This window comes from Lentzea sp. NPDC058436 (assembly GCF_042721515.1).
Taxonomy (GTDB): domain Bacteria; phylum Actinomycetota; class Actinomycetes; order Mycobacteriales; family Pseudonocardiaceae; genus Lentzea.
Window position 1 is genome coordinate 79,844 of the sequence record NZ_JBHXLF010000025.1, and the last position, 21,356, is coordinate 101,199.

Genomic DNA, 21,356 nt, shown 5'->3' on the forward strand with positions numbered 1-21,356 from the left:
AAGTTGGTGATCTTAGGCCAGACGAGTGGCTGTTAGCTAAATGAGACGCGTGTGTGTAGCTGTGTGTGCGACTCTCTCGGTGCAATCCATCTGGGGGGATGGAAAGTAATAGTCCAAACGAGGGGGGAACCTCATGGCATTCCAGCGCGAGAACGTGGACCACGCGGCGAACGAGGTCGTCAAGGAAGCCGAGTCCGTGCTCGAGGGCACTCCGGTCGTCGAGCCGGACCCGGTCCCGGCGCCGCCGACCGAGGTGCCGCGGCCGGACAAGAAGGAAGACCCCGAAGTCACGCCGATGTGCTGCGGCCAGACTCCGAAGTTCATGTCTTCCGCCGCGGCACTGACGACCGGTGGTTCGGTGCACCACGACGCGAACTGCCCGAACCACCCGGACAACGCGGCCGCGGAAGTACCCGCCTAGTCACACTCCGCGCTGTCCGCCGCCGGGCTCTGCGCCTGGTTGGCGGACAGCGCCGTTCGGGCGCATGTGGTGTGATGATCACATGCCCGCTCGTGCCCTGGAAAGAGCGCGCGAGTTGTACCAGAAGGGGTGGACGGAGCAGGACCACTACCGGTTCCCGTCCTCCATCCGCCTTCACCAGCGTGCACTCGTGCACGCCGATCGCGCGCCTGACAGTCCGGAACGGACAGAGCTGCGGACCCGCATCCTGTTCTGCCTCGGCGACGCCACGGGCGAAGCCAGCGGGCTCGCCGCCGCCGTCGGGTACTTCGACCGGGCGCGCCAGGAACTCGAACGCCTTGAGGACCCGTGGTTGCGCGTCCTGCTGAAGGGCTCCGCCGACTACTACCAGGCCTGCATCGTCCTGCGCATGGGGCAACCCGAGCAGGCGGTCCCGTGGTTCGACCCGTTCATCGACTTCGCGGAGAACGCGTTGCGGACCTCGCCGGAGCGGGTCGACGCGGAGTGGGTCAACCGGCTCGCGTCGTCACTGATCTCCAGGGCTCTCGCGAACGCGGCCATCCGCCGCAGTGACGCCGCTGTCACCGACCTGGAGCGGGTGGCGGTTCTCAGCGGTGAGCACAGCCTGGACCGGCTCTACCCCTACGTGATCGCCGCGCTCGCCAACACCTACAAGCAGAGCGGGCGAGTCGTCGAGGCCCTGCGGCACTACGAGGAAGCGGAACGTCTCTACCGCGCGCACGAGAAGCCGTCGCTGCTGGCCAGTTCACGGCTCCTGCACGCGGAATGCCTGCTCATGGTCGGCATGTCCGACCACGTCGGCAAGATGCTCGACGAGGCGTTGCCGGTGCTGCGCAAGAACAAGGTCAGCCAGGACATCGCCGAGGTCGAGATGTACCGGGCGTCGGCGGCGTTGCTGGACGACCACTTCGACCTGGCCCGTCGCATGGCGAAGGCCTCCATGCGCAAGCTGGAGAAGCGCGGCAGCACCTGGTGGATGATGGCCGCGCTGATCGAGCTGTGGGCTCATTCCATGCACGTGAAGCGCGTCACGAACGCGTTGGTGCAGAAGGCGTTGACGCTCTCCGAGCACCTCGCGGCCAATCACCTGATCGACGAGGCCAGGCTCGCGGGCATGCTCGCCGTCCGGCTTCAGGTGCGTCGGCGCCGGATCGCCGAGGCCGAGGAACTGCTGAGCAGCCTGCCGGCTCCCCGTGCCGTCACGCCGCTCGACCACCGCATGCAACGCCGGCTCGTGCTGGCGGAACTCGCTCTCGCCAAAGGGGATCGCCGCACCGCGTTGCTGCACGCGCGCAAGGGTCTGGACGAACTCGGACAGGTGCGCGACCAGCTCGGTGGGCTGGAACTGGTGTCCGCGACCGCGGTGCACGGACGCGAGTTGCGGGAGCTCGTGATCCGCCTGGCGCTGGAGAGCAACAACGCGCGCCAGGTGTTCGGGTGGCTGGAACGCACGCGAGCACAGGCGTACCGCTACGAGCCGCAGGAACTGATCGAGGACGGCGAGCTGGCCACGCGCATCGCAGAGGTGCGCGGGCTCGGCCGTGAGCTGATGCGCGCGGGTCTCGACGGACGGCCGACCACCGAGCTGCGCAACGAGCTGCTGAAGGCCCAGCGCGAGGCGACGCGACTGGGCTGGCATTCACAGCGGTGGGGACGCACACGTCCGATGGCGACCATCAGTGAGGTGATCGCCGAACTGGGCGAGCGCGCGATGGTCAGCTTCGTCGTGTCCGGTGGGGACATGGTGGCCGTCGTGATCGCCGGCGGGCAGGTGCGGATGGTGCGGCTCGGTGCCGCCGCCGACGCGCTGGAAGGCGCGCAGAAGCTGCACATCGACCTCAACGCACTGGCGCCTGACCACTTGCCGACGCCGCTGGTGGAGGTGATCGGGGCGTCGGCGCGCAAGCAGGCTGACGCCCTCGACGCGCTGCTGATCACGCCGTTGATCCACCTGATCGGCGAGCGCGAGTTGATCGTGGTGCCGACGGGCACGCTCTACGCGGTGCCCTGGGGTGTCATTCCGAGCTTGCACGGCAGACCGGTCGTCACGACGCCCAGCGCCACGGCGTGGCTGGCCGCGAGCCAGGCGGACCGGCCGAAGACCGACAGGGTGTTGCTGGTCCGCGGGCCGAGTCTGCAGTTCGCGGACGGTGAACTGGATCGGCTGGCTGCGTACCACGAGAAGGCGACGGTGCTGTCGGGGCAGGATGCGACGGCGGCGGAGGTCCTGGCGCACCTCGATGGCGCCGATCTCGTGCACGTGGCGGCTCACGGGGAGCACGAGAACGAGAACGCGTTGTTCTCGCGGCTCGAACTCGACGACGGGCCGTTGTTCGCCCACGAGCTCGGTCGGCTCAGGACACCCCCTGCCCACGTGGTGCTGTCCGCCTGTTCGCTGGCGTTGAACCGGATTCGGCCCGGCGACGAGGCGCTCGGCTTCGCCGGCGCCATGCTCGCGGGTGGGACACGGACGGTGGTCGCGGCGGCCAGCAAGGTCGGGGACGAGGTCAGCGCAGCGGCGATGGCCGACTACCACCGCGCGCTGGCTGCCGGGGCGGCGCCCGCGGTGGCGTTGGCCGAGGCGATGGCGAAGGACCCGTTCCGGCGGCCGTTCCTGTGCCTGGGGTCCGGCTAGACCGAACGAGTGAATCATGCCGCGGAACGCGCTGGTCAGTGGTGATTTCTGGCCTGCCCGCCAACGCGGTTGGTGAACTTCCCCCGAGGCTGTGCCATCTTGGACTGGACCGAGGGGACACAACGGCCCGCCTATCGGCTCTAGTCGATGCGCGGGCCGTTGTGCGAGAAACGGTCATATGCGCAGAAACCTGCTCGCTGTTCTCCTGGCGGCCGCCGCGGTGGTGGCGGCGCCCGCCCACGGATCAGCGCAACCGTCGAGTACGGACCGAGAGCCCGGCAACGGGCCTGAGCGCAACGAGATCGCCACCCTGGACAACGCTTTCCAGGCGCGGTCCGCACTGGCCCAGGGGGAGAACCGGGCCGACAGATACCAGGGTTATCCGCGCAGGACGACGCTGCGGACGTACCCGGAGAACGCGGCCGACAAGTCCATCAAGCTCGGTCTCGCTGCCTACCACGAGCTCGCGCCGAAGCTGAACGCGTTGCAGCGGAAGAGCAACAGGGTATCCGTCGAGGTCGTCGGCCAGTCAGGACTCGGCCGCGACCTGTACCTGGTCACGCTGACGGCGCCGGAGAGTCCGGTCGAGACCCGGTTGCAGGAGGGGTTCCGCGCCTCGATCGAAGAAGGACGGACCGTTCCGCAGAGCCTCTACAAGGCGCCGATCTGGATCAACAACAACATCCACGGCGACGAGTGGGAGGGCACGGACGGCGCGTTGCGCGTCATCGAGCACCTCGCCACGAGCAACGACAAGGACACGCGGAACCTGTTGCAGCGCAGCAGGATCTACTTCAACCTCACCGCGAACCCGGACGGGCGCGTCGCCGGCACGCGCGCCAACAACGCGGGCTTCGACCTCAACCGCGACTTCGTCACGAGCTCCCAGCCCGAGAACCGGGCCATGCAGGACATCGTGGAACGCACGCAGCCGCTGATGATGTTGGACGAGCACGGTTACGTGGCGAACACGCTGATCGAGCCGACCACGCCGCCGCACGGCCAGAACTACGACTTCGACCTGTACATCAAGCACGGGTACGCGGGCGGCCTGCTGATGGAGAAGGCCGTGCAGGCGCTCGGGCACCCCGAGGTGGCGAAGCCGGAGATCCCGTTCCGCGACTACCCCGTCGGCGAGTGGGACGGCTGGGCGCCGATCTACACCGCGCAGTACTCGATGTACCACGGTGCGGTCTCGTACACGATCGAGATCCCGATGCGCGTCAACCGGGGCGACTACGACACCCTGCCCGTGGCCGAGCTGCAGCGGCGTTCGAAGATCAACACCGACGTTGTCGAGGCCACCATCAAGACCACGCTCGACTACGTGGACGACAACCGGCGCAGCCTCATCGCGAACCAGACGGAGATGTTCCGCCGTGGCGCGGCGGGCGAGAAGCAGCGGAACATCCCCGACGGGTTCGTGCCCGGATTCGGGCCGGAAGACCGCTTCAGCACGGAGTTCCCGCGTGCCTACGTGATCACGAACGACCGGTCCGCGCCCGCCGCCGCACGGCTCGTCGACCAGCTCGTCCGGCACGACGTCCGCGTCGAACGGGCCGAGAGGTCGTTCACGCTGGGCGGCAAGCGCTATCCGGCCGGGTCGTACGTCGTGGACATGCACCAGCCCAAGCGCGGCCTCGCGAACGTGATGCTGGAGCAGGGCAGCGACATCTCCGACAAGGCACCGGTCATGTACGACATCTCCGGCTGGAGCCACCGCCTGCTCTGGGGCGCGTCGGTCGACATCCACAAGGGCGGCGACTTCCGGTTCGACGGCAAGCGCGTCACCGCCGCCGCGCCGATCGGTGACGTCGATGCCGCACCCGGCAAGGACCTCGCCATCACCCTCACCGACCAGAAGGACGTCAGCGCGGTCAACGACCTGCTGTCGCGCGGTCTTGAGCTGCGCCGCCAGGACGACGGCACGATCGTCGTCCCGGCAGGGGAAAGGGCTGCCGCGAAGGAGGTCGCCGACCGCTACGGCGTGCGGTTCGGCACTGCCAAGGCCGGTGGCGTCGCGTTGCAGCGCAAGGTGATCGCGGCCGCGGTCTCCGCCGACGAGCTGCAGGTGCTGCGCGAGTCCGGCTTCGAGGTCAGGACGATCTCCACGGCCGTGCTGAACGCGGGCTTCGACTGGTCGCGGATCGACGCGCTGTACGTGGGCGCGGGCCTGAACCACAGCCAGCTCAACGCCACTGCCAAGGCGTCACTCGACGAGTTCCTCAAGCGTGGTGGTGTGGTCACGCGCGGCGCGACGGGCAGCAGGTTCAACACCGACGCCAAGCTCCTGCAGGCCACCCCGGTCGCCGGCTGGGAGGACGCGAACGGCGTGGTGAACGTCGTCAACGGCGCCGGGCCGGTCGGCACGGGAGCGCTCCCGCACTCGTTCGTCTACTCGCCGCAGTGGTTCACGAACCTCGGCACGGGCGTGACGGTCGAACAGCGCTACGGCGGCACGGTGATCGCCGCGGGCCACTGGCACGCGCGGGACAACGGCACGGGCGGCCAGGACGCGGCAGCGGGCCAGGCGGCGGTGGTCTCGGGCACGGCGGCCAACGGGGCCAAGGTGGTCCTGTTCGGCACCGAGCCGATGTTCCGCAACCACCCGAAGGGCCTGTACGCGCAGGTCGCGCGGGCTCTCTTCTGGGCCGGAACGCGCTAGGAAAGGGCTAGGGGCGGGGAGGCCCCGACAGCCTTCCCCGCCCTTCCTGCAATACCCCACATCGGGGTTACCCGGAAGATCGCCGGAGGAAACCCCTGGTCAGACCCCCGGTGGCAGGAAGCCGTGCGCCGACAGGTCGAACCAGTTGCCCTCGGGATCGATCGCCCGGTACTCCGCGAACGGCCGGTCGCCGCCCCGCAGCGCCGGCCGCGGCTCCAGCGTCTCCAGGTACGGGGCGACGTCGTCGACCTGGAACCCGAAGTGGTTGAACCCGGCCGGCACGTCCCCGTCCAGCCGCTGCTGGATCAACGCCAGGTTCATGTACCCGTCGGTGACGAAGTGGCTGCCGTCGGGATCGGTGTGGAACAACGACATCCCGAACCGCGAGGTGTAGAAGTCGGCCATCTCCTTCGCGTCCTGCACGACGAACGCGATGTGCCGCAACCGAGGCCTGGTCATGACCGTCCCTTCGGGATCATGTTGTGGAACGCGGCGATCTCCCACCCGTCCGCGCGCCGCACGACGACGGCCTGCGCGTGGGTGGTGATGCCCGCCGGGGCGATGGACGACGTGACGTGCACGACCGACACGGTGTCGGTCAACGGCCTGACCAGGCTGATCTCGGTCGTGAGCTTGGTGTCGCGGTACGGGCCCGCGAAGAGCTGACCGTGTCCAGAAGCCACGGCCCGCCGTCCGAACAGCTCCTCACCGCGCACCGTCACGAAGTCGACGTCCTCGGCGAAGACGGAGGCGAACGCGTCGGCGTCCCCGACGGCCCAGCCCTGCTCCATGCGTTGCCACAGCGCGTAGATGTCTTCGGTCATGTGTGGTTCATCCTCAACGGCAGGCGCAGGCACCGGGCGTCCCACGCGGCGAGCGAGTAGTAGAGGCCGCCGTGGCGGCGTTCGAGGTAGCAGACGACGTTCACGGGCCATCCGCTGTTGCGGAACATGTGCTCGTCCATCGGCGTCGGGCTGTCGCTCAACGGCCGGTCGCGCTCGCACTCGGGACCGAGCCGGTGCCAGTCCGGGTGCAGGTGGATCGAGCCGAGCACGTCCAGGTCCCGCGCGTCCGCCGCCCGCGTGATCGTGAGCAGGTCGGCGGGGTCGAGCCACCACGCCCGCACGGGGTTCTCGTACGCCGTGCCGAACCTCGGCACGATCGCCGTCGCGAACTCCTCGCGCGCCGACGGGTCCGTCAGGCGCGCGTTGCGGCCGAACGCCACCTCCGACACCACGGCCTCGGTGCCGGCGGACCGGCCGAGCAGCACCGCGAAACACGGTCTCGGCTCGTCCTCGGTGATGAACGAGTATTCGGCGGACGCGGCCTCCAGAAACGTTTTCACGGCCCGATCCGAAAACAGCACCGCGTCGGTGCGCGCCGGGCGCTCGGCCAATTCCATCACGCGAGCGAACGTATCGAGACCACGACGTACCACGCGAGATTCCGGAGGGTATTGGCCCTATTACATTCAGCGATAACATCGGTCGCATGCGTCTGGAAGTGCGGCACCTCGAACTGGTCGTGGCGATCGCCGACTGCGGCAGCCTGCGCAAGGCCGCCGCGCGGTTGCACCTGACCCAGCCCGCGGTGACGACGCAGCTCAAACGCATAGAGGACCATCTGGGCGGTGTGCTGTTCCTCCGCGCGGCCGATGGCGTCACGCTCACGCCGACCGGTCAGGACTTCGTGCAGGAAGCCCGGTCGATGCTCAGTCAACTGGTCACCCTGGAACGCGTAACGCGCCGTAACGCGCAAAGTCCCAGTGCTCCCACCAGGCTCGCCGGAATCCCCGCCTATCACTTCGGACTACTCGTCGGTGCGTTAAAGGACAACGTCACGAGCCGCACCATCAAGGAGACGGGCACGCTCACCGCGTTGCTCACCACCGGCGAACTCGACATCGCGGTGATGCGCCGATTTCCCGGTACTCCGCTGACCTTTCCGCCGAACGTCGGACACCGCCTGCTCACCCGCGAGCCGCTGTTCGTCGGAGTGCCCGAGCACCACCCGCACGCACACGAGCAGGAGATCGGGCTCGGGGCGCTCGCCGGCGACAAGTGGGTCATGCCCGAACCCGACGACAGCGGCATGAACGCCCACTTCGCGCGGGAGTGCGCGGCCGAGGGCTTCGAACAGCGGATCGCGCACTTCAGCAGCGAGGCCCACGTCGCGCTGACGCTGATCAGGGAGTCCGGCGCGGTGTGCCCGCTCTACCCGGTCGGCGGCACCCCGTCCGGCGTCGCCCGTCTGCCGGTCATCGGGAACCCGCTGGTCCGCGAGGTCGTGCTGGCCTGGCGCACGGACGCGCCGGTTGCCGGCGAGGTCGACGACCTGTGCGAGCAGGTCGCCGCGGGCTACCTGCAACTCGTTGAGGAGAGCGAGGTCTACGCGCGGTGGTGGCGCGACGGAGGGGAGGCTTTCGCCCTCAGCCCGTAGCTCAGTCCTTGGTCCCGCCGCCGTTGTTCGGCCGCACGATGATCACGACCCGGTCGTCGGACGAGACGGGCTGGCCACCGTTCTTGTTGACCGTGCCGACCAGCGACGCCGACTCGTTCAGCATCTCCATCGGCCCGAGCAGGCCGAAGCCGTCCTCGGCCATCGCGATCTCGGGCTTGCCCGTGAACGCGCCGGCGGCGTTCATCGACAGCGACTGGTAGCCGGGCGACTTGGACGTGTTCACGCTCAGCTGGTCCGAGTACGACGAGCAGCCCATCACGCCGGGCCGGTCCGGCCACGTCCACGCGGCCTCGCCGAGCTTGCCGGGCGTGACGCGGTAGACGACGTCGGCGCTCGTGGCCCAGTCCGTCACCCAGATCTTCTGCGTGTCGGCCGAGACGCACAGGCCACCGGGCAGCCGCAGGCCGGACGACACCACGGCGGTGCCGGCGGTCGGGTTGCCCTGGGCGGGCTGGCCGGAGCCGTCGATGCGCAGCACCTTGCCCGCCAGCGAGTTCGGGTCGGCGGCCAGCGCGGGGTTCCCGGCGTCACCGGTCGCGACGAGGATCGCGCCCTTGCGGTCGCTCGCCAGCACACCCCGGTTGCCCGACGGGCCCTTCGGGATGCCGGTGAGGATCGGCTTGGGCGTGTCACCAGGGGCGATGCGCAGCACCCGGTTGTCCGTCGCCGTCGTCACGTAGACGTACGCGAGCTGGTCCTCGGCGAACGTCGCCGACAGCGCCAGACCGGTCAGCCCGCCGTCGGTCGAGGCGTCGACCTCCAGCTGGGAGATCACGACCGGGTCGACGTCCTTGGTGACCTTGAGCAGGCGCCCGCCGCGTTCGGTCGCGTACGCCGCGACGCCGCCCTGCGCGTCCCCGCCGATCGGGGCGACGCCCGTGACGGTGTTGAGGCAGGTGGCCACGACGGCCGGGTGGTAGTCCTTGCAGCCCTGCGGCGGCGGCACGCTCTGCGGCGCCGGGTTGCGGCCCTGGTCACCGGGCGTCGGGCGGTACTCGCCCGGCAGCTCGGGACGCGGACCGGCCTGCGGGGTCAGCTGTGGTTGCGCGCTCCACTGCGTCGGCGCCGGCTCGTCGGGAAAGCTCGCGCAGCCCCCTGCCAGCAGGCAGGCGGCGGTCAGCAACGCAACGGAACGAACCACGGCACCCAGGCTAGGCGCGCGACCGTGAACCCGAAGTCAACTTCTCTCGGACGTGGCGAAGTCGACCGACTCGACGCGGCCGAGCAGTAGGTCGAGTTCGGCGCTGACGACCTCGGGCGCTTCCAGCGGCAGGTAGTGGCTGCACGGCAGCACCCGCAGCCGTGCCTGGGGCAACGCGGCGACAGGCCCGGACATGCTCTCCGTCGTCGCCAGCACGTCGTCACGACCCGCCAGCAGTGTGACGGGGCACACGATCGAGGAGAGGTCCTGGCGCGGCGTCGCGCCCAGCGCGAGCGCCAGCGTGAAGTACCAGCGCCAGTCGTGCTGCAGGAACCGGCTCACCGCGTGCGCGACGTCCTTCGGGTCGCTCGACGGCTTGATCACGCCGCTGTGCCGCAACAGGAATGTCGTCGCGTCCGTCACAGGCAGGCGGTGCAGCACCTTGTCGAGCACCGGCCCTGCCTGCTGGAGCAGCTTCGTGCCGGTCAGCCCGACGATCCGGCGCACGTTCTTCGGCACCAACGGCAGCATGGCGTCGAACGAGTCACCCGGCGCGCCCGCGACGAGCAGCAGGCCCGCGACTCGTTCCGGATGACGCAACGCCAGTTCGGACGCGACCGTCACGCCCATCGACCAGCCCATGACGACGCACCGCTCGATGCCCGCCTCGTCCAGCACGGCGATCGCGTCCGACACGTGGTCGTCCAGCGAGATGTTGCGCTCGTCGACGGGCCGGTCCGACCCCATCGTGCCGCGCATGTACCAGCTGACCAGGCCGGCGCGGCCGGTCAGCGACGGCCACGACTCGGGGCCGGAGCCCACGCCGGGGCACAGCAGCACCGGTGTCCCCTCGCCGGGCACCTGCCACGTCCGGATCTTCGTACCGTCCCAGGCGATGATGTCGTGCTCCCGCATGGCAGACATTCTGACGTACTTTGCTCAGGTGACGCTCACCGTGCTCGTGCCAGATGATTTCGGAGTTCAAGCGCTGTCCCAGGTGGACGGTGTCCGGCCGGTCCGGTACGTGCCAGGCGAGCCGTTGCCCTCCGACGGGCTGGACGCCGAGGTCCTGATCCCGAGGTTCCTCGCCGGCACCGATCCGCGCGACGTGTTCGCGCAGCTGCCGAACCTCAGGCTCGTGCAGCTGCTCAGCGCCGGTGCCGAGAACTTCGTCGGCAAGATCCCCGACGGCGTGCTGCTCTCCACGTGCCGCGGCGCGCACGGCGGCAGCACCGCGGAGTGGGCGATCGGCGCTCTCCTCGCCATATATCGAGACCTTCTCGTCTTCGAACGCGCCCGCGCCGAGGGCCGGTGGGACTACCACCTCACGGACACGTTGCAGGACAAGAAGGTCTTGATCGTCGGCGCCGGTGACCTCGGTGAACAGCTGCGCAGGCGTCTGGAACCGTTCGACGCCACGGCTGTGCTCGTCGGTCGCACGGCGCGGGACGGGGTGCACGGCCAGGACGAGCTGCCGGAGTTGTTGCCGGAGTTCGACGCCGTGGTCGTCTTCACGCCCATGACCGAGGAGACCCGCCACCTCGTCGACGCCAAGTTCCTGGCCGCGATGAAGGACAACGCGATCCTGGTCAACGGCGCGCGCGGCCCTGTCGTGGACACCGAAGCATTGCTCGCCGAACTGAATTCCGGGCGACTGCGCGCGGCCCTCGACGTGACCGACCCCGAACCGCTGCCCGAGAACCATCCACTGTGGACCGCGCCAGGCCTGCTGCTCACCCCGCACGTGGCCGGGTCCTGCACGGGGCACACGCAGCGCGCCTACGCCGTCGTCGTCGCGGAGCTCTCCCGGTTCGTCGCGGGGGAGGAGCCCCGCAATCTCGTGCACGGCACCTACTAGGGCCTGTGTCGAAGCCCGGTCCGCGACAGCCGGGCCCGAGGCGGCCCCTGGCGGCACGGCCGGGACGACCACGTACAACACCGGTACGCGGCCGTCCCGGCCGCACCACCAGGAACCACCTCAAGCGCGACTGTCATCGAACCGGACTTCGACACAGGCCCTAGTCCATCCGGGTGAAACCGAGCTGCCGTTCGGCTCTCGCGCGCCCGCACGCGTGCCCCTAGCGTGCGGGCGTGGCCACTCACGACAAAGGCTCGACCAGCTCGAGCGCTTTCTCCGAAGACTCGTTCTACTCGGGCAGCGGAGGGGGAGTACACCACTTCGACGACAGCACCGGCAGAGTCGGCGGAGACACCGTCCAGTCGTACGACTCCACCACGAAGTCGTTCGACAACACGGGCTACACGCCGCTGGCGACGTCCACTGTGGACCCGCGGGACGACGACGACCCGTTCGACGACGACCGCAGGAAGTTCGGCTGGACGGCCGGTCCGGACATCGGCCTGCTCGGCCTGCGCGCCGTGCTCGGCGGCATCTTCCTGCTGCACGGCCTGCAGAAGGTCTTCGGCCTGTTCGGCGGCCCCGGCATCAACGGGTTCGCGCAGTCGCTCGAGAAGATGGGCTACCGCGAGTCCGTGGTGCTCGCCTGGGTCACCGGCATCACCGAACTGGCCGGCGGTGGCCTGCTCGTACTGGGACTCTTCACACCACTGGCCGCGGCCGGCCTGCTCGCCGTGATGGCCAACGTCATCGCGCTGCAGTACAAGGGCGGCTTCTTCGGCCCCAACGGCGTCGAACTGGAACTGGCCCTCGCGGGCATGGCGTTCGCGGCGCTGTTCGCCGGACCCGGCCGGGCCGCGCTCGACTACAACCGCAGCTGGTTCCGCCACCCGCTGGCGGCCGGTTTCATCGCGCTGGTGATCGGAGCCGGCGGCGCGGCCGTCACGTACTTCGTCTTCCGGTAAGAATCCCCAGCATGCGGAAGAACGTGACGGGAGCGGTGCTCCAGCTCGCCCTGCTGGTGGTCGGCATCCCGGTCGTCTACCTGGTGGCGTTCCCGTTCGGGCTCACCGCGAAGTCCCTGCTGCCGCCGCTCGGCCTGCTCGCCGGGCTGGTCGTCGCGGGGGTCATGGTCAAGAGAACGGAACAGCCCGTCAGCGGACCGCTGACGGGCTGGCTCGTGTTCGGGGTCTGCCTGGCGCTCGCGTTCGTCGTTTGACCGCTTATTGGCACTGTTTCCCCTTCAAGCCGCTCGTCGTGAACGCCGACATCTCGGTGAAAGACGGCAAGGCGAGGGGACGTTCGTGGCGCTCGGCGACATCAGGATCGAGGTGACGGGCGCCGCGGATCTGGGCGAGGTCGCCAGACTCATCGCGGCGGCGAGGGACGACGGGCCGGTGCCGCCGCGGTTGCGCGAACTCGTCGACATCGTCGGTGAGGACGCGGGCCCGGACGAACTGGAGACGCGGGCCGCGAAGGACGCCGAGTTCACCGCTCTGCTGCACGAGGTCCTGCGCGAATCGCGCAAGGGCGGCAAGAAGCGGACGACGATCGTGGTCGTCGCGGTGCTGCTGGTCACGGCGGGGACGCTCGGCGCGATCACGCTCCTGCCCGGCCGCACGCCAGAGCCGCCGTCGGAGAACAGGCACTCGGCAGTCGTCACGACCCCGCCGCCGGACACCGGCACAGGAGCGCCGACGGGCAGTGGCGCGCCGCTGGTCCCGCCGCTCATCCCTTCGTCGCGCACCACTCCGCCGACGGCCACCTCCACCTCGACGCCGACGAAGACCCCGGAACCCAGGTCCTCACTGGCGACGACCGCGTCCCAGACCCGCGGGCTGCCGGGCACGTCGGTGAACTTCTACGGAACCGGCTACAACGCCTGCCCGGGAAGCCGCACCGTCAACGTCCTGTGGGACGGCGCCGTCGTCGAGTCCGCGGTGCCGGTCGAGCAGGACGGCAGGTTCGGCGTGCGGGTCACGGTGCCGGAGAGCGCCTCGACCGGCGACCACCAGCTCGCCGGTCAGTGCGCCGGCGACTCCGCACTGACCGGCCGGACGACGTTCACGGTGTCCCCGCCACTCGTCGTCACGGCGAGTCCGAACAAGCTGAGGTCAGGGCAGGTGCTCAGCGTGCGGGGCAGGAACTACGACGGTTGTCCCGACTACGGCACCCGGTCGGTGAGCGTCAGCATCAGCGCGATGGGACTCAGCACCACGGCGCCGATCAAGGCCGACGGCACGTTCGACGCGCAGTTCACGATCCCGCCGGGCACGGGGGCCAACGACTACGACGTGGTCGGGCAGTGCCAGGACGGCGGGCAGTGGGCGCGCGGGATCTTCACCGTGCTGCCCTGACCGGGGTCAGGGCAGCACGGCATCGTTCTACTTGTTCGGGTCGCGCACCGCGCCCGTGGACGCGTCCGTCGCCATCCGCGCGTACGCCCGCAGCGCCGCCGTGACCGGGCGGACGCGGTCGACCGGCTGCCACGGCCGTTCCGACGCCTCCATCTTGGCGCGGCGCTCGGCCAGCACGTCGGCGTCCACCAGCAGTTCGAGCCTGCGCTCGTGCACGTCGATCAGGATCCGGTCGCCGTTCTGGACCAGGCCGATCGTGCCGCCGCCCGCCGCCTCCGGCGAGATGTGGCCGATCGACAGGCCCGACGAGCCGCCGGAGAAGCGGCCGTCCGTGATCAGCGCGCACTTCTTGCCGAGGCCGGAGCCCTTGAGGAACGCCGTCGGGTGCAGCATCTCCTGCATGCCGGGGCCGCCGGACGGGCCCTCGTAGCGCACGACCAGGACCTCGCCCGCCTGGATCTCCTTCTTCAGGATCACCGAGACGGCCTCCTCCTGGGACTCGACGACGCGCGCCGGGCCCTCGAAGTGCCACAGCTCCTCGTCGATGCCCGCGGACTTGATGATCGCGCCGCGCTCGGCCAGGTTGCCGCGCAGCACGTTCAGGCCGCCGTCACGGGTGTAGGCGTGCTCGTCGTCGCGGATGCAACCATTCGAGGCGTCGGTGTCCAAAGAGGACCAGCGGTTCGACGTCGAGAACGCCTCGGTCGTGCGCACGCCACCGGGAGCCGCGTGGAACAGCTCGATGGCCTCAGCGGACGGTGATGCGGCGCGGATGTCCCACTTGCCGAGCCACTCCGCGAGAGTCGGCGTGTGCACCGACGTGACGTCGTCGTTCAGCAGGCCCGCGCGGTACAGCTCGCCCAGCAGGGCGGGGATTCCGCCGGCCCGGTGGACGTCCTCCATGTGGTAGTCGGAGTTCGGCGACACCTTCGACAGGCACGGCACGCGGCGGGACAGGTCGTCGATGTCCTGCAGCGTGAAGTCGATCTCGCCCTCCTGCGCGGCGGCGAGGATGTGCAGCACGGTGTTCGTCGAACCGCCCATGGCCATGTCGAGCGCCATCGCGTTCTCGAACGCCTTGCGGTTCGCGATCGACCGCGGCAGCGCCGACTCGTCGTCCTCGCCGTACCAGCGACGGCACAGCTCCACGACGACCCGGCCGGCCTCGGAGAACAGCTCGCGGCGCGCGGCGTGCGTGGCCAGCGTCGAGCCGTTGCCCGGCAGCGACAGGCCGAGGGCCTCGGTGAGGCAGTTCATCGAGTTCGCGGTGAACATGCCGGAGCACGAGCCGCACGTCGGGCACGCGGAGCGCTCGACCTCGGACAGCCCCTCCTCGCTCACGGCGGGGGAGGCGGACGCAGAGATCGCGGTGATCAGGTCCGTCGGCGCGACGGCGACACCCTCGACGACGACGGCCTTGCCGGCCTCCATCGGGCCGCCGGACACGAACACGACGGGGATGTTGAGGCGCATGGCAGCGTTGAGCATGCCGGGCGTGATCTTGTCGCAGTTCGAGATGCAGACGATCGCGTCCGCCTGGTGCGCGTTGACCATGTACTCGACGGAGTCGGCGATGATCTCGCGGCTGGGCAGCGAGTAGAGCATTCCGCTGTGGCCCATGGCGATGCCGTCGTCGACGGCGATGGTGTGGAACTCGCGTGCGACACCGCCCGCCTCGCGCACCGCCTCGGCCACGATGTCCCCGAGGTCACGCAGGTGCACGTGACCCGGCACGAACTGCGTGTAGGAGTTGGCGATCGCGATGATCGGCTTGCCGAAGTCGCTGTCCGTCATGCCGGTCGCGCGCCAGAGGGCGCGGGCTCCGGCGGCGTTGCGACCGTGCGTGGTGGTGCGAGAGCGGAGCTGAGGCACTGCTCCTCCAGATTCAGTTCAAGAAAAATGCGCGCGGGACGCGGGGGTGAGGCGTCCACCAGTCTGGGAGCGGTGCCTCAAAGGTTACTTGTGCGCAGGCTCGCCGAGACCAGCAGATACGCCAGTGCGAGTGTGATCACGTGCACGACGGTGCACCACAGGCAGATCTTGCCGATGATGAGGAACTCGGCCGCCACCAGGTAAACGACCATCAGCACGCCGATCGCGACGGCCGCGAGACGCACCCACTTCAGCGCGTCGACCCGCCACGCGAACGGGAGGCAGATCACGGTCAGGAAGGCGAAGAACGCCAGTCCGAGGAACGCGACGGGGATGCCGAGCAGCTCCGACTGCTCGCTCGTGGTCACGGTCTCGCAGTCGATGACGGCGTCCGCCGAGCACAGCAGGGCGTTCGCGTCGAAGTGCGTGTACGTCAGATAAGCCGAGGTCAGCAGGCCTGCGATGGACAGCAGCAGGCTCAGCAGCGGAACTCGTTTGATCACTTCTCCGACTCTACGACCTCAGCGCCCTTCTCCTCCGCAGGCTCTTCGGCGGGCTCCTCGACCGGTTCGGGAACGGTCGTGTCGGGCACGCGCCCGCCGCTGATCACCGACAGCGCCGGCAGGTGCATGAACCGCACCGCGGGCAGCGTCACCTCGGAGTCGTCCGCCTTGACCGCGCGCAGCCAGCCCTTCTGGACCAGCCGGATCGACTTCACGTCGGACCACGGGAGCGTCGTCGTGCCGAACACCCCGCGCGCGACGATCTCCTCCTCGGTGACCGTCGTGCGGTTGCGCAGCACCCAGTACGCGTAGGCGAGCGGCAGCACGTAGAGCGCTTGCAGCCCAGGAGCGACCCACGCCACAGGGGTGACGCAGATGACGATCAAAGCCGCTGCGAGCAGGGCCGTTGCCGGGATGCGAAAGACCAGCTTCTTCACCCGGACGATTGTTCCACGTCCACGATCCGGGAATTCCATCTCGCAGAGTTGACGCACTCTTGCGCGAGGGGATAACGTCCGCTTCATGCAGCGCACGCTCGTTCTCGTACTTCTCAGGCGCGTCGACGCCTGAGCCGAACAGCCTGCGTCGACGCGCGACCCTCGCACGACCCGTCTCCGGGTTGTCGAGGGTTTTTTCGTGTCCGGACCCCGATACCCACGAGGCAATGAGATGACCAGCGCACCATCGCGACAGGCTTCCGAGCCCACGTCGCCACGTCCAGGTCCGCGGCCCAAACCGGCCCCGCCGACGGGCGCACCGATCCGTGTAACCGGTGCTCAGTCGCTCGTCCGCTCCCTTGAGGCGGTCGGCTGCGAAGTGGTCTTCGGCATTCCCGGCGGGACGATCCTTCCCGCGTACGACCCGCTGCTGGACTCCACGAAGGTCCGGCACATCCTCGTCCGCCACGAGCAGGGCGCAGGACACGCGGCGACCGGATACGCGCAGGCCACCGGCAAGGTCGGTGTCTGCATGGCGACCTCGGGACCGGGTGCGACCAACCTCGTCACCCCGCTCGCGGACGCGAACATGGACTCCGTGCCCGTCGTCGCGATCACCGGCCAGCAGTCGCGGCCGCTGATCGGCACGGACGCCTTCCAGGAGGCGGACATCTGCGGCATCACGATGCCGATCACCAAGCACAACGTCCTCGTGACCGACGCCGCGGAGATCCCGCGCGCGATCGCGGAGGCGTTCCACATCGCGGCGACCGGCCGACCCGGCCCGGTCCTCGTCGACATCCCGAAGGACGTGCTGCAGGAGCAGACCAGCTTCTCGTGGCCGCCCGAGATGCGCCTGCCCGGTTACCGGCCGACGACCCGGCCGCACGGCAAGCAGGTGCGCGAGGCCGCCAAGCTGATCGTCAACGCCCGCAAGCCCGTTCTCTACGTGGGCGGTGGCGTGATCAAGGCGGACGCGCACGCCGAGCTGCTGCGCCTGGCGGAGGACACCGGCATCCCGGTCGTCACGACGCTGATGGCGCGCGGCGCGTTCCCCGACTCGCACGACCAGCACCTGGGCATGCCCGGCATGCACGGCACCGTCGCGGCCGTCGCGGCGATGCAGAAGTCGGACCTGCTGATCGCCCTGGGCGCCCGGTTCGACGACCGCGTCACCGGCCAGCTCGGCTCGTTCGCGCCGGACGCGCAGATCATCCACGCCGACATCGACCCGGCCGAGATCTCCAAGAACCGCCGAGCGGACGTCCCGATCGTGGGCGACTGCAAGGAGATCATCACCGAGCTGATCGACGCCGTCCGCACCGAGCGCGAGACGGCCAAGGCCGTCGACCTCGCCCCGTGGTGGACGACGCTGAAGTCGTTGCGCGAGACGTTCCCGCTGGGCTACGACTGGCCGGAGGACGGCACGCTGTCGCCGCAGTACGCCATCGAACGGATCGGCGCGCTGTCGCCGGCCGACACGATCTACACGGCGGGCGTCGGCCAGCACCAGATGTGGGCGGCGCAGTTCGTCAAGTACGAGCACCCGCGCACGTGGATCAACTCCGGCGGCCTCGGCACGATGGGCTTCGCGGTTCCCGCCGCCATGGGCATCAAGGCCGGTGAGCCCGATCGCACGGTGTGGGCCATCGACGGCGACGGCTGCTTCCAGATGACCAACCAGGAGCTCGCCACCTGCGCCATCGAGGGCCTGCCGGTGAAGATCGCCGTGATCAACAACGGCAACCTGGGCATGGTCCGCCAGTGGCAGACGCTGTTCTACGGCGAGCGGTACTCCAACACGGATCTGGGGACGCACAAGCACCGCATCCCAGACTTCAAGCTCCTGGCGGAAGCCCTCGGCTGCGTGGGCCTGCGCGCCGAGTCGCGCGAGGAGGTGGACGAGGTGATCGCGAAGGCGCTGGAGATCAACGACCGGCCGGTCGTGGTCGACTTCGTCGTCGGCAAGGACGCGCAGGTGTGGCCCATGGTCGCGGCCGGCACCGGCAACTCCGAGATCATGGCCGCCCGCGGCATCCGCCCCCTGTTCGATGAGGACCTGTGATGACCAGGCACACGCTGAGCGTTTTGGTCGAGGACAAGCCCGGTGTGCTCGCACGCGTCGCCGGTCTGTTCTCCCGCCGCGGCTTCAACATCGAGTCGCTCGCGGTCGGCCGCACGGAGTACCCCGACATCTCGCGCATGACGATCGTGGTGTCGGTCGACGAGCTGCCGCTGGAGCAGGTCACCAAGCAGCTCAACAAGCTCATCAACGTCATCAAGATCGTGGAGCTGGAGCCGACGGCTTCCGTTCAGCGGCAACTGGTGCTGATCAAGGTCCGCGCGGACGCGACGGTGCGGTCGCAGGTCCTCGAGACCGTTCAGCTCTTCCGCGCGAAGGTCGTCGACGTGTCCCCGGAAGCGGTCACGATCGAGGCCACCGGCACGTCTGAAAAACTCGACGCGTTGCTGCGCATGCTGGAGCCCTACGGGCTTCGCGAGATCGTCCAGTCCGGCATGGTCGCCATCGGCCGTGGCGCTCGTTCCATCACCGCCACCGCGGTTCGTTAATTCAAGAGATAGGAAGTAACTGTGAGCGTCGAGATCTTCTACGACGACGATGCCGACCTGAGCATCATCCAGGGCCGCAAGGTGGCCGTGATCGGCTACGGCAGCCAGGGCCACGCCCACGCGCTGTCCCTGCGCGACTCGGGCGTCGAGGTCCGCATCGGGCTGAAGGAGGGCTCGAAGTCCCGCGACAAGGCCGAGGAAGCCGGCCTGGAGGTCGGTACTCCGGCCGAGGTCTCCGCGTGGGCCGACGTCATCATGATCCTGGCGCCGGACACCGCGCAGCGCCACATCTACGCCAACGAGATCGCCGCGAACCTCAACGAGGGCGACGCGATCTTCTTCGGCCACGGCTTCAACATCCGCTACGGCCTCATCACGGCACCGTCCGGTGTGGACGTCGCCATGGTCGCGCCGAAGGGCCCCGGCCACCTGGTCCGCCGCCAGTTCGTCGACGGCAAGGGCGTCCCGGCGCTCATCGCGGTCGAGCAGGACGCGTCGGGCAACGCCCAGGCTTTGGCGTTGTCGTACGCGAAGGGCATCGGCGGCACGCGCGCCGGCGTCATCAAGACGACGTTCAAGGAAGAGACCGAGACCGACCTCTTCGGCGAGCAGGCCGTCCTCTGCGGTGGCGCGTCGGCCCTCGTCCAGGCCGGTTTCGAGGTCCTCACCGAGGCGGGCTACGCCCCCGAGGTCGCGTACTTCGAGTGCCTGCACGAGCTCAAGCTGATCGTCGACCTCATGTACGAGGGCGGCATCGCCCGCATGCGCTACTCGATCTCCGACACCGCCGAGTTCGGTGACCTGACCCGCGGCCCGCGCGTCATCACCCCTGCGGTCAAGGAGGAGATGAAGAAGATCCTGGGCGAGATCCAGGACGGCACCTTCGCGAACGAGTGGGTGGCCGAGGACGACAACGGCCGCGCGAACTACAAGAAGCTGCAGCAGGAGGGTGAGAACCACCCGATCGAGGCAACGGGCAAGAAGCTCCGCGACATGATGTCGTGGGTCGACCGCCCGATCACCGAGACCGCCTGAGTCTTTCCTCTGGGAGGGCCCGCAGAGCGCGTGTGACGCTCAGCGGGCCTTTCCGCTTTTCGTTTCGTTCCATCCGCTAGCTTCTTGGCATGACCGAGAGTGCGCCGATCTACGACGACAAGGCCCACGTGCGCGGCAAGCTGGACCTCCGCGACGCGCAGTGGAAGCGCCCGCCGGAGCCAGAGCCCGAGGACGGCCACGTCGAGATCGCCTTCATCGAGCACACCGACGGCGCCACCTACGTCGCGATGCGCAACTCCAAGCAGCTAGAGCCGGTCCTGACGTTCACGATGGCGGAGTGGGACGCGTTCGTGCTGGGCGCGAAGGACGGGGAGTTCGACGAGCCCTGGTGACCGCGTCGGCCACCTCCTCCAACGGCAGCGTCCCGTCCACGACCACCGCACCGAGCGCCCGGTAGGTGGCCTCCAGGCGCGCGTTGTGCTCCAGCGCGGCGGCCAACTCCTCCGGATGCTTGCCGAAGGAGTTCGTGGTCCGAGTCCGCAACCGCTCGCGCATCGTCTCGTCGTCGATCACCACGCAGACAACGTGGTCGAACAGATCCCACACCTCTGCCTCGTTCTCGACGTACCCGCAGAGGAACACGTCCCGCTCCAGCGCCTTCGCGGCGAGGTCCTCGACCAGCGAACGACGGATCCGCCACGCGTACCGGTCGAGCCAGCCCGGCGGCACCGGGTCGGGAGGGTCCGCGACTGGCTGCCCGCTCACCCTGTCCACCCACTGGTTGTAGCCCTCCCAGTCGGTGTCGACCGCCAGCTCTCCTCGTTTACTCAACACCGCGCAGACGGCGGACTTGCCGCCGCCGGACGCGCCGGTCACCCACACCAGTGGCATTCGAGCAGCATGGTGGTGGTCGTGGGGGCTGCGCGAGGGGTTTTCGGCGCGGTCCTGCCGTGGTCGCCGGGGTGGGGTGGCCGCGCACGCAGGCCTGGCGCGCGGTGGCAACCGCAGTCGCCCACCCAACACGACCACGCACGCAAGCCCGGCGCGCGGTGCCGACGCAGGCCGCCCGAGCAAGGCGACCGCGCATGCAGGCCCTCCGCGTGGTGCCACCCGGACAGCCGACGGCGCAAGCCGACCACCTACGAGGCCTGGCGTGGCGATGCGCAGCGAGCCGTCCGAACTATGAGGCGATGGGCAGCGGTGCACACCAACCAGGGCGATTGGGGCTTGACCTTGAGGGGCGGGGTGCTACCCCTCTGGGCACGGCCGGGCGCTTTTCAGCCCGGCCTTTCCGGCCGTCAAGCACCCCGCCAGAGGCTCAAGGTCAAGCCCCAATCGCACACACAAACTCGTCAAGACCCGCGCAAGCACCCTCGCAACGCGACCCGACCCCACAAACGCGACCAACCCCGCTGGAAC

At 69.1% G+C, this 21,356-nt stretch carries 21 protein-coding genes; 12 read left to right on the forward strand and 9 right to left on the reverse strand.

Annotated elements, in window-relative coordinates; all coding sequences use genetic code 11:
* Positions 1 to 133: 133 nt before the first annotated feature.
* The 3 genes from ACFWN2_RS41335 to ACFWN2_RS41345 all read left to right on the forward strand — a co-directional run bounded on the left by ACFWN2_RS41335 (position 134) and on the right by ACFWN2_RS41345 (position 5,742).
* Positions 134 to 421 carry a hypothetical protein gene (locus tag ACFWN2_RS41335; protein ID WP_382436071.1) on the forward strand — a complete coding sequence of 96 codons (288 nt, stop codon included), beginning with the start codon at positions 134 to 136 and terminating at the stop codon, positions 419 to 421.
* Positions 422 to 503: 82 nt separating this feature from the next.
* Entirely contained in the window at positions 504 to 3,077 is a 2,574-nt protein-coding gene (locus ACFWN2_RS41340) for a CHAT domain-containing protein (RefSeq protein ID WP_382436072.1), read from the forward strand.
* Between the two features lie 178 nt (positions 3,078 to 3,255).
* Positions 3,256 to 5,742: a M14 family zinc carboxypeptidase gene (locus ACFWN2_RS41345; RefSeq protein WP_382436073.1), complete on the forward strand. Its 2,487-nt coding sequence runs from the start codon at positions 3,256 to 3,258 to the stop codon at positions 5,740 to 5,742.
* A gap of 99 nt (positions 5,743 to 5,841) precedes the next feature.
* Here the strand turns inward: ACFWN2_RS41345 and ACFWN2_RS41350 are convergent, their stop codons facing one another.
* Genes ACFWN2_RS41350 through ACFWN2_RS41360 form a run of 3 tightly spaced genes read right to left on the reverse strand, consistent with a single transcriptional unit; the run spans position 5,842 to position 7,087 of the window.
* Positions 5,842 to 6,201 (reverse strand): VOC family protein, encoded by a 360-nt coding sequence (locus tag ACFWN2_RS41350; protein WP_382436074.1) that lies wholly within the window; start codon positions 6,199 to 6,201, stop codon positions 5,842 to 5,844.
* Positions 6,198 to 6,566 carry an SgcJ/EcaC family oxidoreductase gene (locus ACFWN2_RS41355; RefSeq protein ID WP_382436075.1) on the reverse strand — a complete coding sequence of 123 codons (369 nt, stop codon included), beginning with the start codon at positions 6,564 to 6,566 and terminating at the stop codon, positions 6,198 to 6,200. Before ACFWN2_RS41355 ends, ACFWN2_RS41350 begins: the two co-directional genes overlap by 4 nt.
* Positions 6,563 to 7,087 (reverse strand): hypothetical protein, encoded by a 525-nt coding sequence (locus ACFWN2_RS41360; protein ID WP_382436076.1) that lies wholly within the window; start codon positions 7,085 to 7,087, stop codon positions 6,563 to 6,565. Before ACFWN2_RS41360 ends, ACFWN2_RS41355 begins: the two co-directional genes overlap by 4 nt.
* A gap of 146 nt (positions 7,088 to 7,233) precedes the next feature.
* Here ACFWN2_RS41360 and ACFWN2_RS41365 point away from each other — a divergent pair, with 146 nt between their 5' ends.
* Positions 7,234 to 8,181 (forward strand): LysR family transcriptional regulator, encoded by a 948-nt coding sequence (locus ACFWN2_RS41365; RefSeq protein WP_382436077.1) that lies wholly within the window; start codon positions 7,234 to 7,236, stop codon positions 8,179 to 8,181.
* Position 8,182: 1 nt separating this feature from the next.
* On the opposite strand, the gene ACFWN2_RS41370 is transcribed toward ACFWN2_RS41365, so the two are convergent.
* Both ACFWN2_RS41370 and ACFWN2_RS41375 read right to left on the reverse strand, forming a co-directional pair.
* Positions 8,183 to 9,343, reverse strand: a complete 1,161-nt coding sequence (locus ACFWN2_RS41370) for a PQQ-dependent sugar dehydrogenase (protein ID WP_382436078.1) — start codon at positions 9,341 to 9,343, stop codon at positions 8,183 to 8,185.
* Positions 9,344 to 9,379: 36 nt separating this feature from the next.
* Complete coding sequence (locus tag ACFWN2_RS41375) at positions 9,380 to 10,258, reverse strand: alpha/beta fold hydrolase (protein ID WP_382436079.1); 879 nt, start codon at positions 10,256 to 10,258, stop codon at positions 9,380 to 9,382.
* On the opposite strand from ACFWN2_RS41375, the gene ACFWN2_RS41380 reads away from it, so the two are divergent.
* The 4 genes from ACFWN2_RS41380 (at position 10,257) to ACFWN2_RS41395 (ending at position 13,558) form a co-directional block, all read left to right on the forward strand.
* On the forward strand, positions 10,257 to 11,201 hold the full coding sequence (locus ACFWN2_RS41380) for a 2-hydroxyacid dehydrogenase (RefSeq protein WP_382436081.1): 945 nt from the start codon (positions 10,257 to 10,259) through the stop codon (positions 11,199 to 11,201). The genes ACFWN2_RS41375 and ACFWN2_RS41380 overlap by 2 nt on opposite strands.
* 233 nt (positions 11,202 to 11,434) lie before the next feature.
* Complete coding sequence (locus tag ACFWN2_RS41385; protein WP_382436082.1) at positions 11,435 to 12,166, forward strand: DoxX family protein; 732 nt, start codon at positions 11,435 to 11,437, stop codon at positions 12,164 to 12,166.
* Positions 12,167 to 12,177: 11 nt separating this feature from the next.
* Positions 12,178 to 12,420: a hypothetical protein gene (locus ACFWN2_RS41390; protein WP_382436083.1), complete on the forward strand. Its 243-nt coding sequence runs from the start codon at positions 12,178 to 12,180 to the stop codon at positions 12,418 to 12,420.
* A gap of 85 nt (positions 12,421 to 12,505) precedes the next feature.
* Positions 12,506 to 13,558, forward strand: a complete 1,053-nt coding sequence (locus ACFWN2_RS41395; RefSeq protein ID WP_382436085.1) for a hypothetical protein — start codon at positions 12,506 to 12,508, stop codon at positions 13,556 to 13,558.
* Between the two features lie 27 nt (positions 13,559 to 13,585).
* Here ACFWN2_RS41395 and ilvD read toward each other — a convergent pair whose 3' ends face one another.
* The 3 genes from ilvD to ACFWN2_RS41410 all read right to left on the reverse strand — a co-directional run bounded on the left by ilvD (position 13,586) and on the right by ACFWN2_RS41410 (position 16,370).
* On the reverse strand, positions 13,586 to 15,430 hold the full coding sequence (gene ilvD, locus ACFWN2_RS41400; protein WP_382436086.1) for a dihydroxy-acid dehydratase: 1,845 nt from the start codon (positions 15,428 to 15,430) through the stop codon (positions 13,586 to 13,588).
* A gap of 77 nt (positions 15,431 to 15,507) precedes the next feature.
* Positions 15,508 to 15,933, reverse strand: a complete 426-nt coding sequence (locus tag ACFWN2_RS41405) for a vitamin K epoxide reductase family protein (RefSeq protein ID WP_382436087.1) — start codon at positions 15,931 to 15,933, stop codon at positions 15,508 to 15,510.
* Positions 15,930 to 16,370, reverse strand: a complete 441-nt coding sequence (locus ACFWN2_RS41410) for a PH domain-containing protein (protein ID WP_382436088.1) — start codon at positions 16,368 to 16,370, stop codon at positions 15,930 to 15,932. Before ACFWN2_RS41410 ends, ACFWN2_RS41405 begins: the two co-directional genes overlap by 4 nt.
* 232 nt (positions 16,371 to 16,602) lie before the next feature.
* Between ACFWN2_RS41410 and ACFWN2_RS41415 the strand changes: the two genes are divergently transcribed.
* The 4 genes from ACFWN2_RS41415 to ACFWN2_RS41430 all read left to right on the forward strand — a co-directional run bounded on the left by ACFWN2_RS41415 (position 16,603) and on the right by ACFWN2_RS41430 (position 20,329).
* Positions 16,603 to 18,435, forward strand: a complete 1,833-nt coding sequence (locus tag ACFWN2_RS41415) for an acetolactate synthase large subunit (RefSeq protein WP_382436089.1) — start codon at positions 16,603 to 16,605, stop codon at positions 18,433 to 18,435.
* Positions 18,435 to 18,941 carry an acetolactate synthase small subunit gene (ilvN, locus tag ACFWN2_RS41420; protein ID WP_030467896.1) on the forward strand — a complete coding sequence of 169 codons (507 nt, stop codon included), beginning with the start codon at positions 18,435 to 18,437 and terminating at the stop codon, positions 18,939 to 18,941. The genes ACFWN2_RS41415 and ilvN overlap by 1 nt, the downstream gene beginning before the upstream one ends.
* A 21-nt stretch (positions 18,942 to 18,962) precedes the next feature.
* Positions 18,963 to 19,976 (forward strand): ketol-acid reductoisomerase, encoded by a 1,014-nt coding sequence (gene ilvC / locus ACFWN2_RS41425; RefSeq protein ID WP_382436090.1) that lies wholly within the window; start codon positions 18,963 to 18,965, stop codon positions 19,974 to 19,976.
* A gap of 89 nt (positions 19,977 to 20,065) precedes the next feature.
* Positions 20,066 to 20,329 carry a DUF397 domain-containing protein gene (locus ACFWN2_RS41430; RefSeq protein WP_382436091.1) on the forward strand — a complete coding sequence of 88 codons (264 nt, stop codon included), beginning with the start codon at positions 20,066 to 20,068 and terminating at the stop codon, positions 20,327 to 20,329.
* On the opposite strand, the gene ACFWN2_RS41435 is transcribed toward ACFWN2_RS41430, so the two are convergent.
* The gene (locus ACFWN2_RS41435; RefSeq protein ID WP_382436092.1) at positions 20,262 to 20,828 is read right to left on the reverse strand and encodes an AAA family ATPase; all 567 of its coding nucleotides are present in this window, start codon (positions 20,826 to 20,828) and stop codon (positions 20,262 to 20,264) included. The genes ACFWN2_RS41430 and ACFWN2_RS41435 overlap by 68 nt on opposite strands.
* Positions 20,829 to 21,356 lie beyond the last annotated feature (528 nt).

What these genes read in the sequence shown, in the direction of transcription:
- ACFWN2_RS41345 (WP_382436073.1), top strand. Translation starts at nt 3,256, where the DNA reads ATGCGCAGAAACCTGCTCGCTGTTCTCCTGGCGGCCGCCGCGGTGGTG.
- ACFWN2_RS41355 (WP_382436075.1), bottom strand. Translation starts at nt 6,566, where the DNA reads ATGACCGAAGACATCTACGCGCTGTGGCAACGCATGGAGCAGGGCTGG.
- ilvN (WP_030467896.1), top strand. Translation starts at nt 18,435, where the DNA reads ATGACCAGGCACACGCTGAGCGTTTTGGTCGAGGACAAGCCCGGTGTG.
- ACFWN2_RS41375 (WP_382436079.1), bottom strand. Translation starts at nt 10,258, where the DNA reads ATGCGGGAGCACGACATCATCGCCTGGGACGGTACGAAGATCCGGACG.
- ACFWN2_RS41350 (WP_382436074.1), bottom strand. Translation starts at nt 6,201, where the DNA reads ATGACCAGGCCTCGGTTGCGGCACATCGCGTTCGTCGTGCAGGACGCG.
- ACFWN2_RS41340 (WP_382436072.1), top strand. Translation starts at nt 504, where the DNA reads ATGCCCGCTCGTGCCCTGGAAAGAGCGCGCGAGTTGTACCAGAAGGGG.
- ACFWN2_RS41380 (WP_382436081.1), top strand. Translation starts at nt 10,257, where the DNA reads ATGGCAGACATTCTGACGTACTTTGCTCAGGTGACGCTCACCGTGCTC.
- ACFWN2_RS41390 (WP_382436083.1), top strand. Translation starts at nt 12,178, where the DNA reads ATGCGGAAGAACGTGACGGGAGCGGTGCTCCAGCTCGCCCTGCTGGTG.
- ACFWN2_RS41435 (WP_382436092.1), bottom strand. Translation starts at nt 20,828, where the DNA reads ATGCCACTGGTGTGGGTGACCGGCGCGTCCGGCGGCGGCAAGTCCGCC.
- ACFWN2_RS41430 (WP_382436091.1), top strand. Translation starts at nt 20,066, where the DNA reads ATGACCGAGAGTGCGCCGATCTACGACGACAAGGCCCACGTGCGCGGC.
- ACFWN2_RS41415 (WP_382436089.1), top strand. Translation starts at nt 16,603, where the DNA reads ATGACCAGCGCACCATCGCGACAGGCTTCCGAGCCCACGTCGCCACGT.
- ACFWN2_RS41365 (WP_382436077.1), top strand. Translation starts at nt 7,234, where the DNA reads ATGCGTCTGGAAGTGCGGCACCTCGAACTGGTCGTGGCGATCGCCGAC.
- ACFWN2_RS41335 (WP_382436071.1), top strand. Translation starts at nt 134, where the DNA reads ATGGCATTCCAGCGCGAGAACGTGGACCACGCGGCGAACGAGGTCGTC.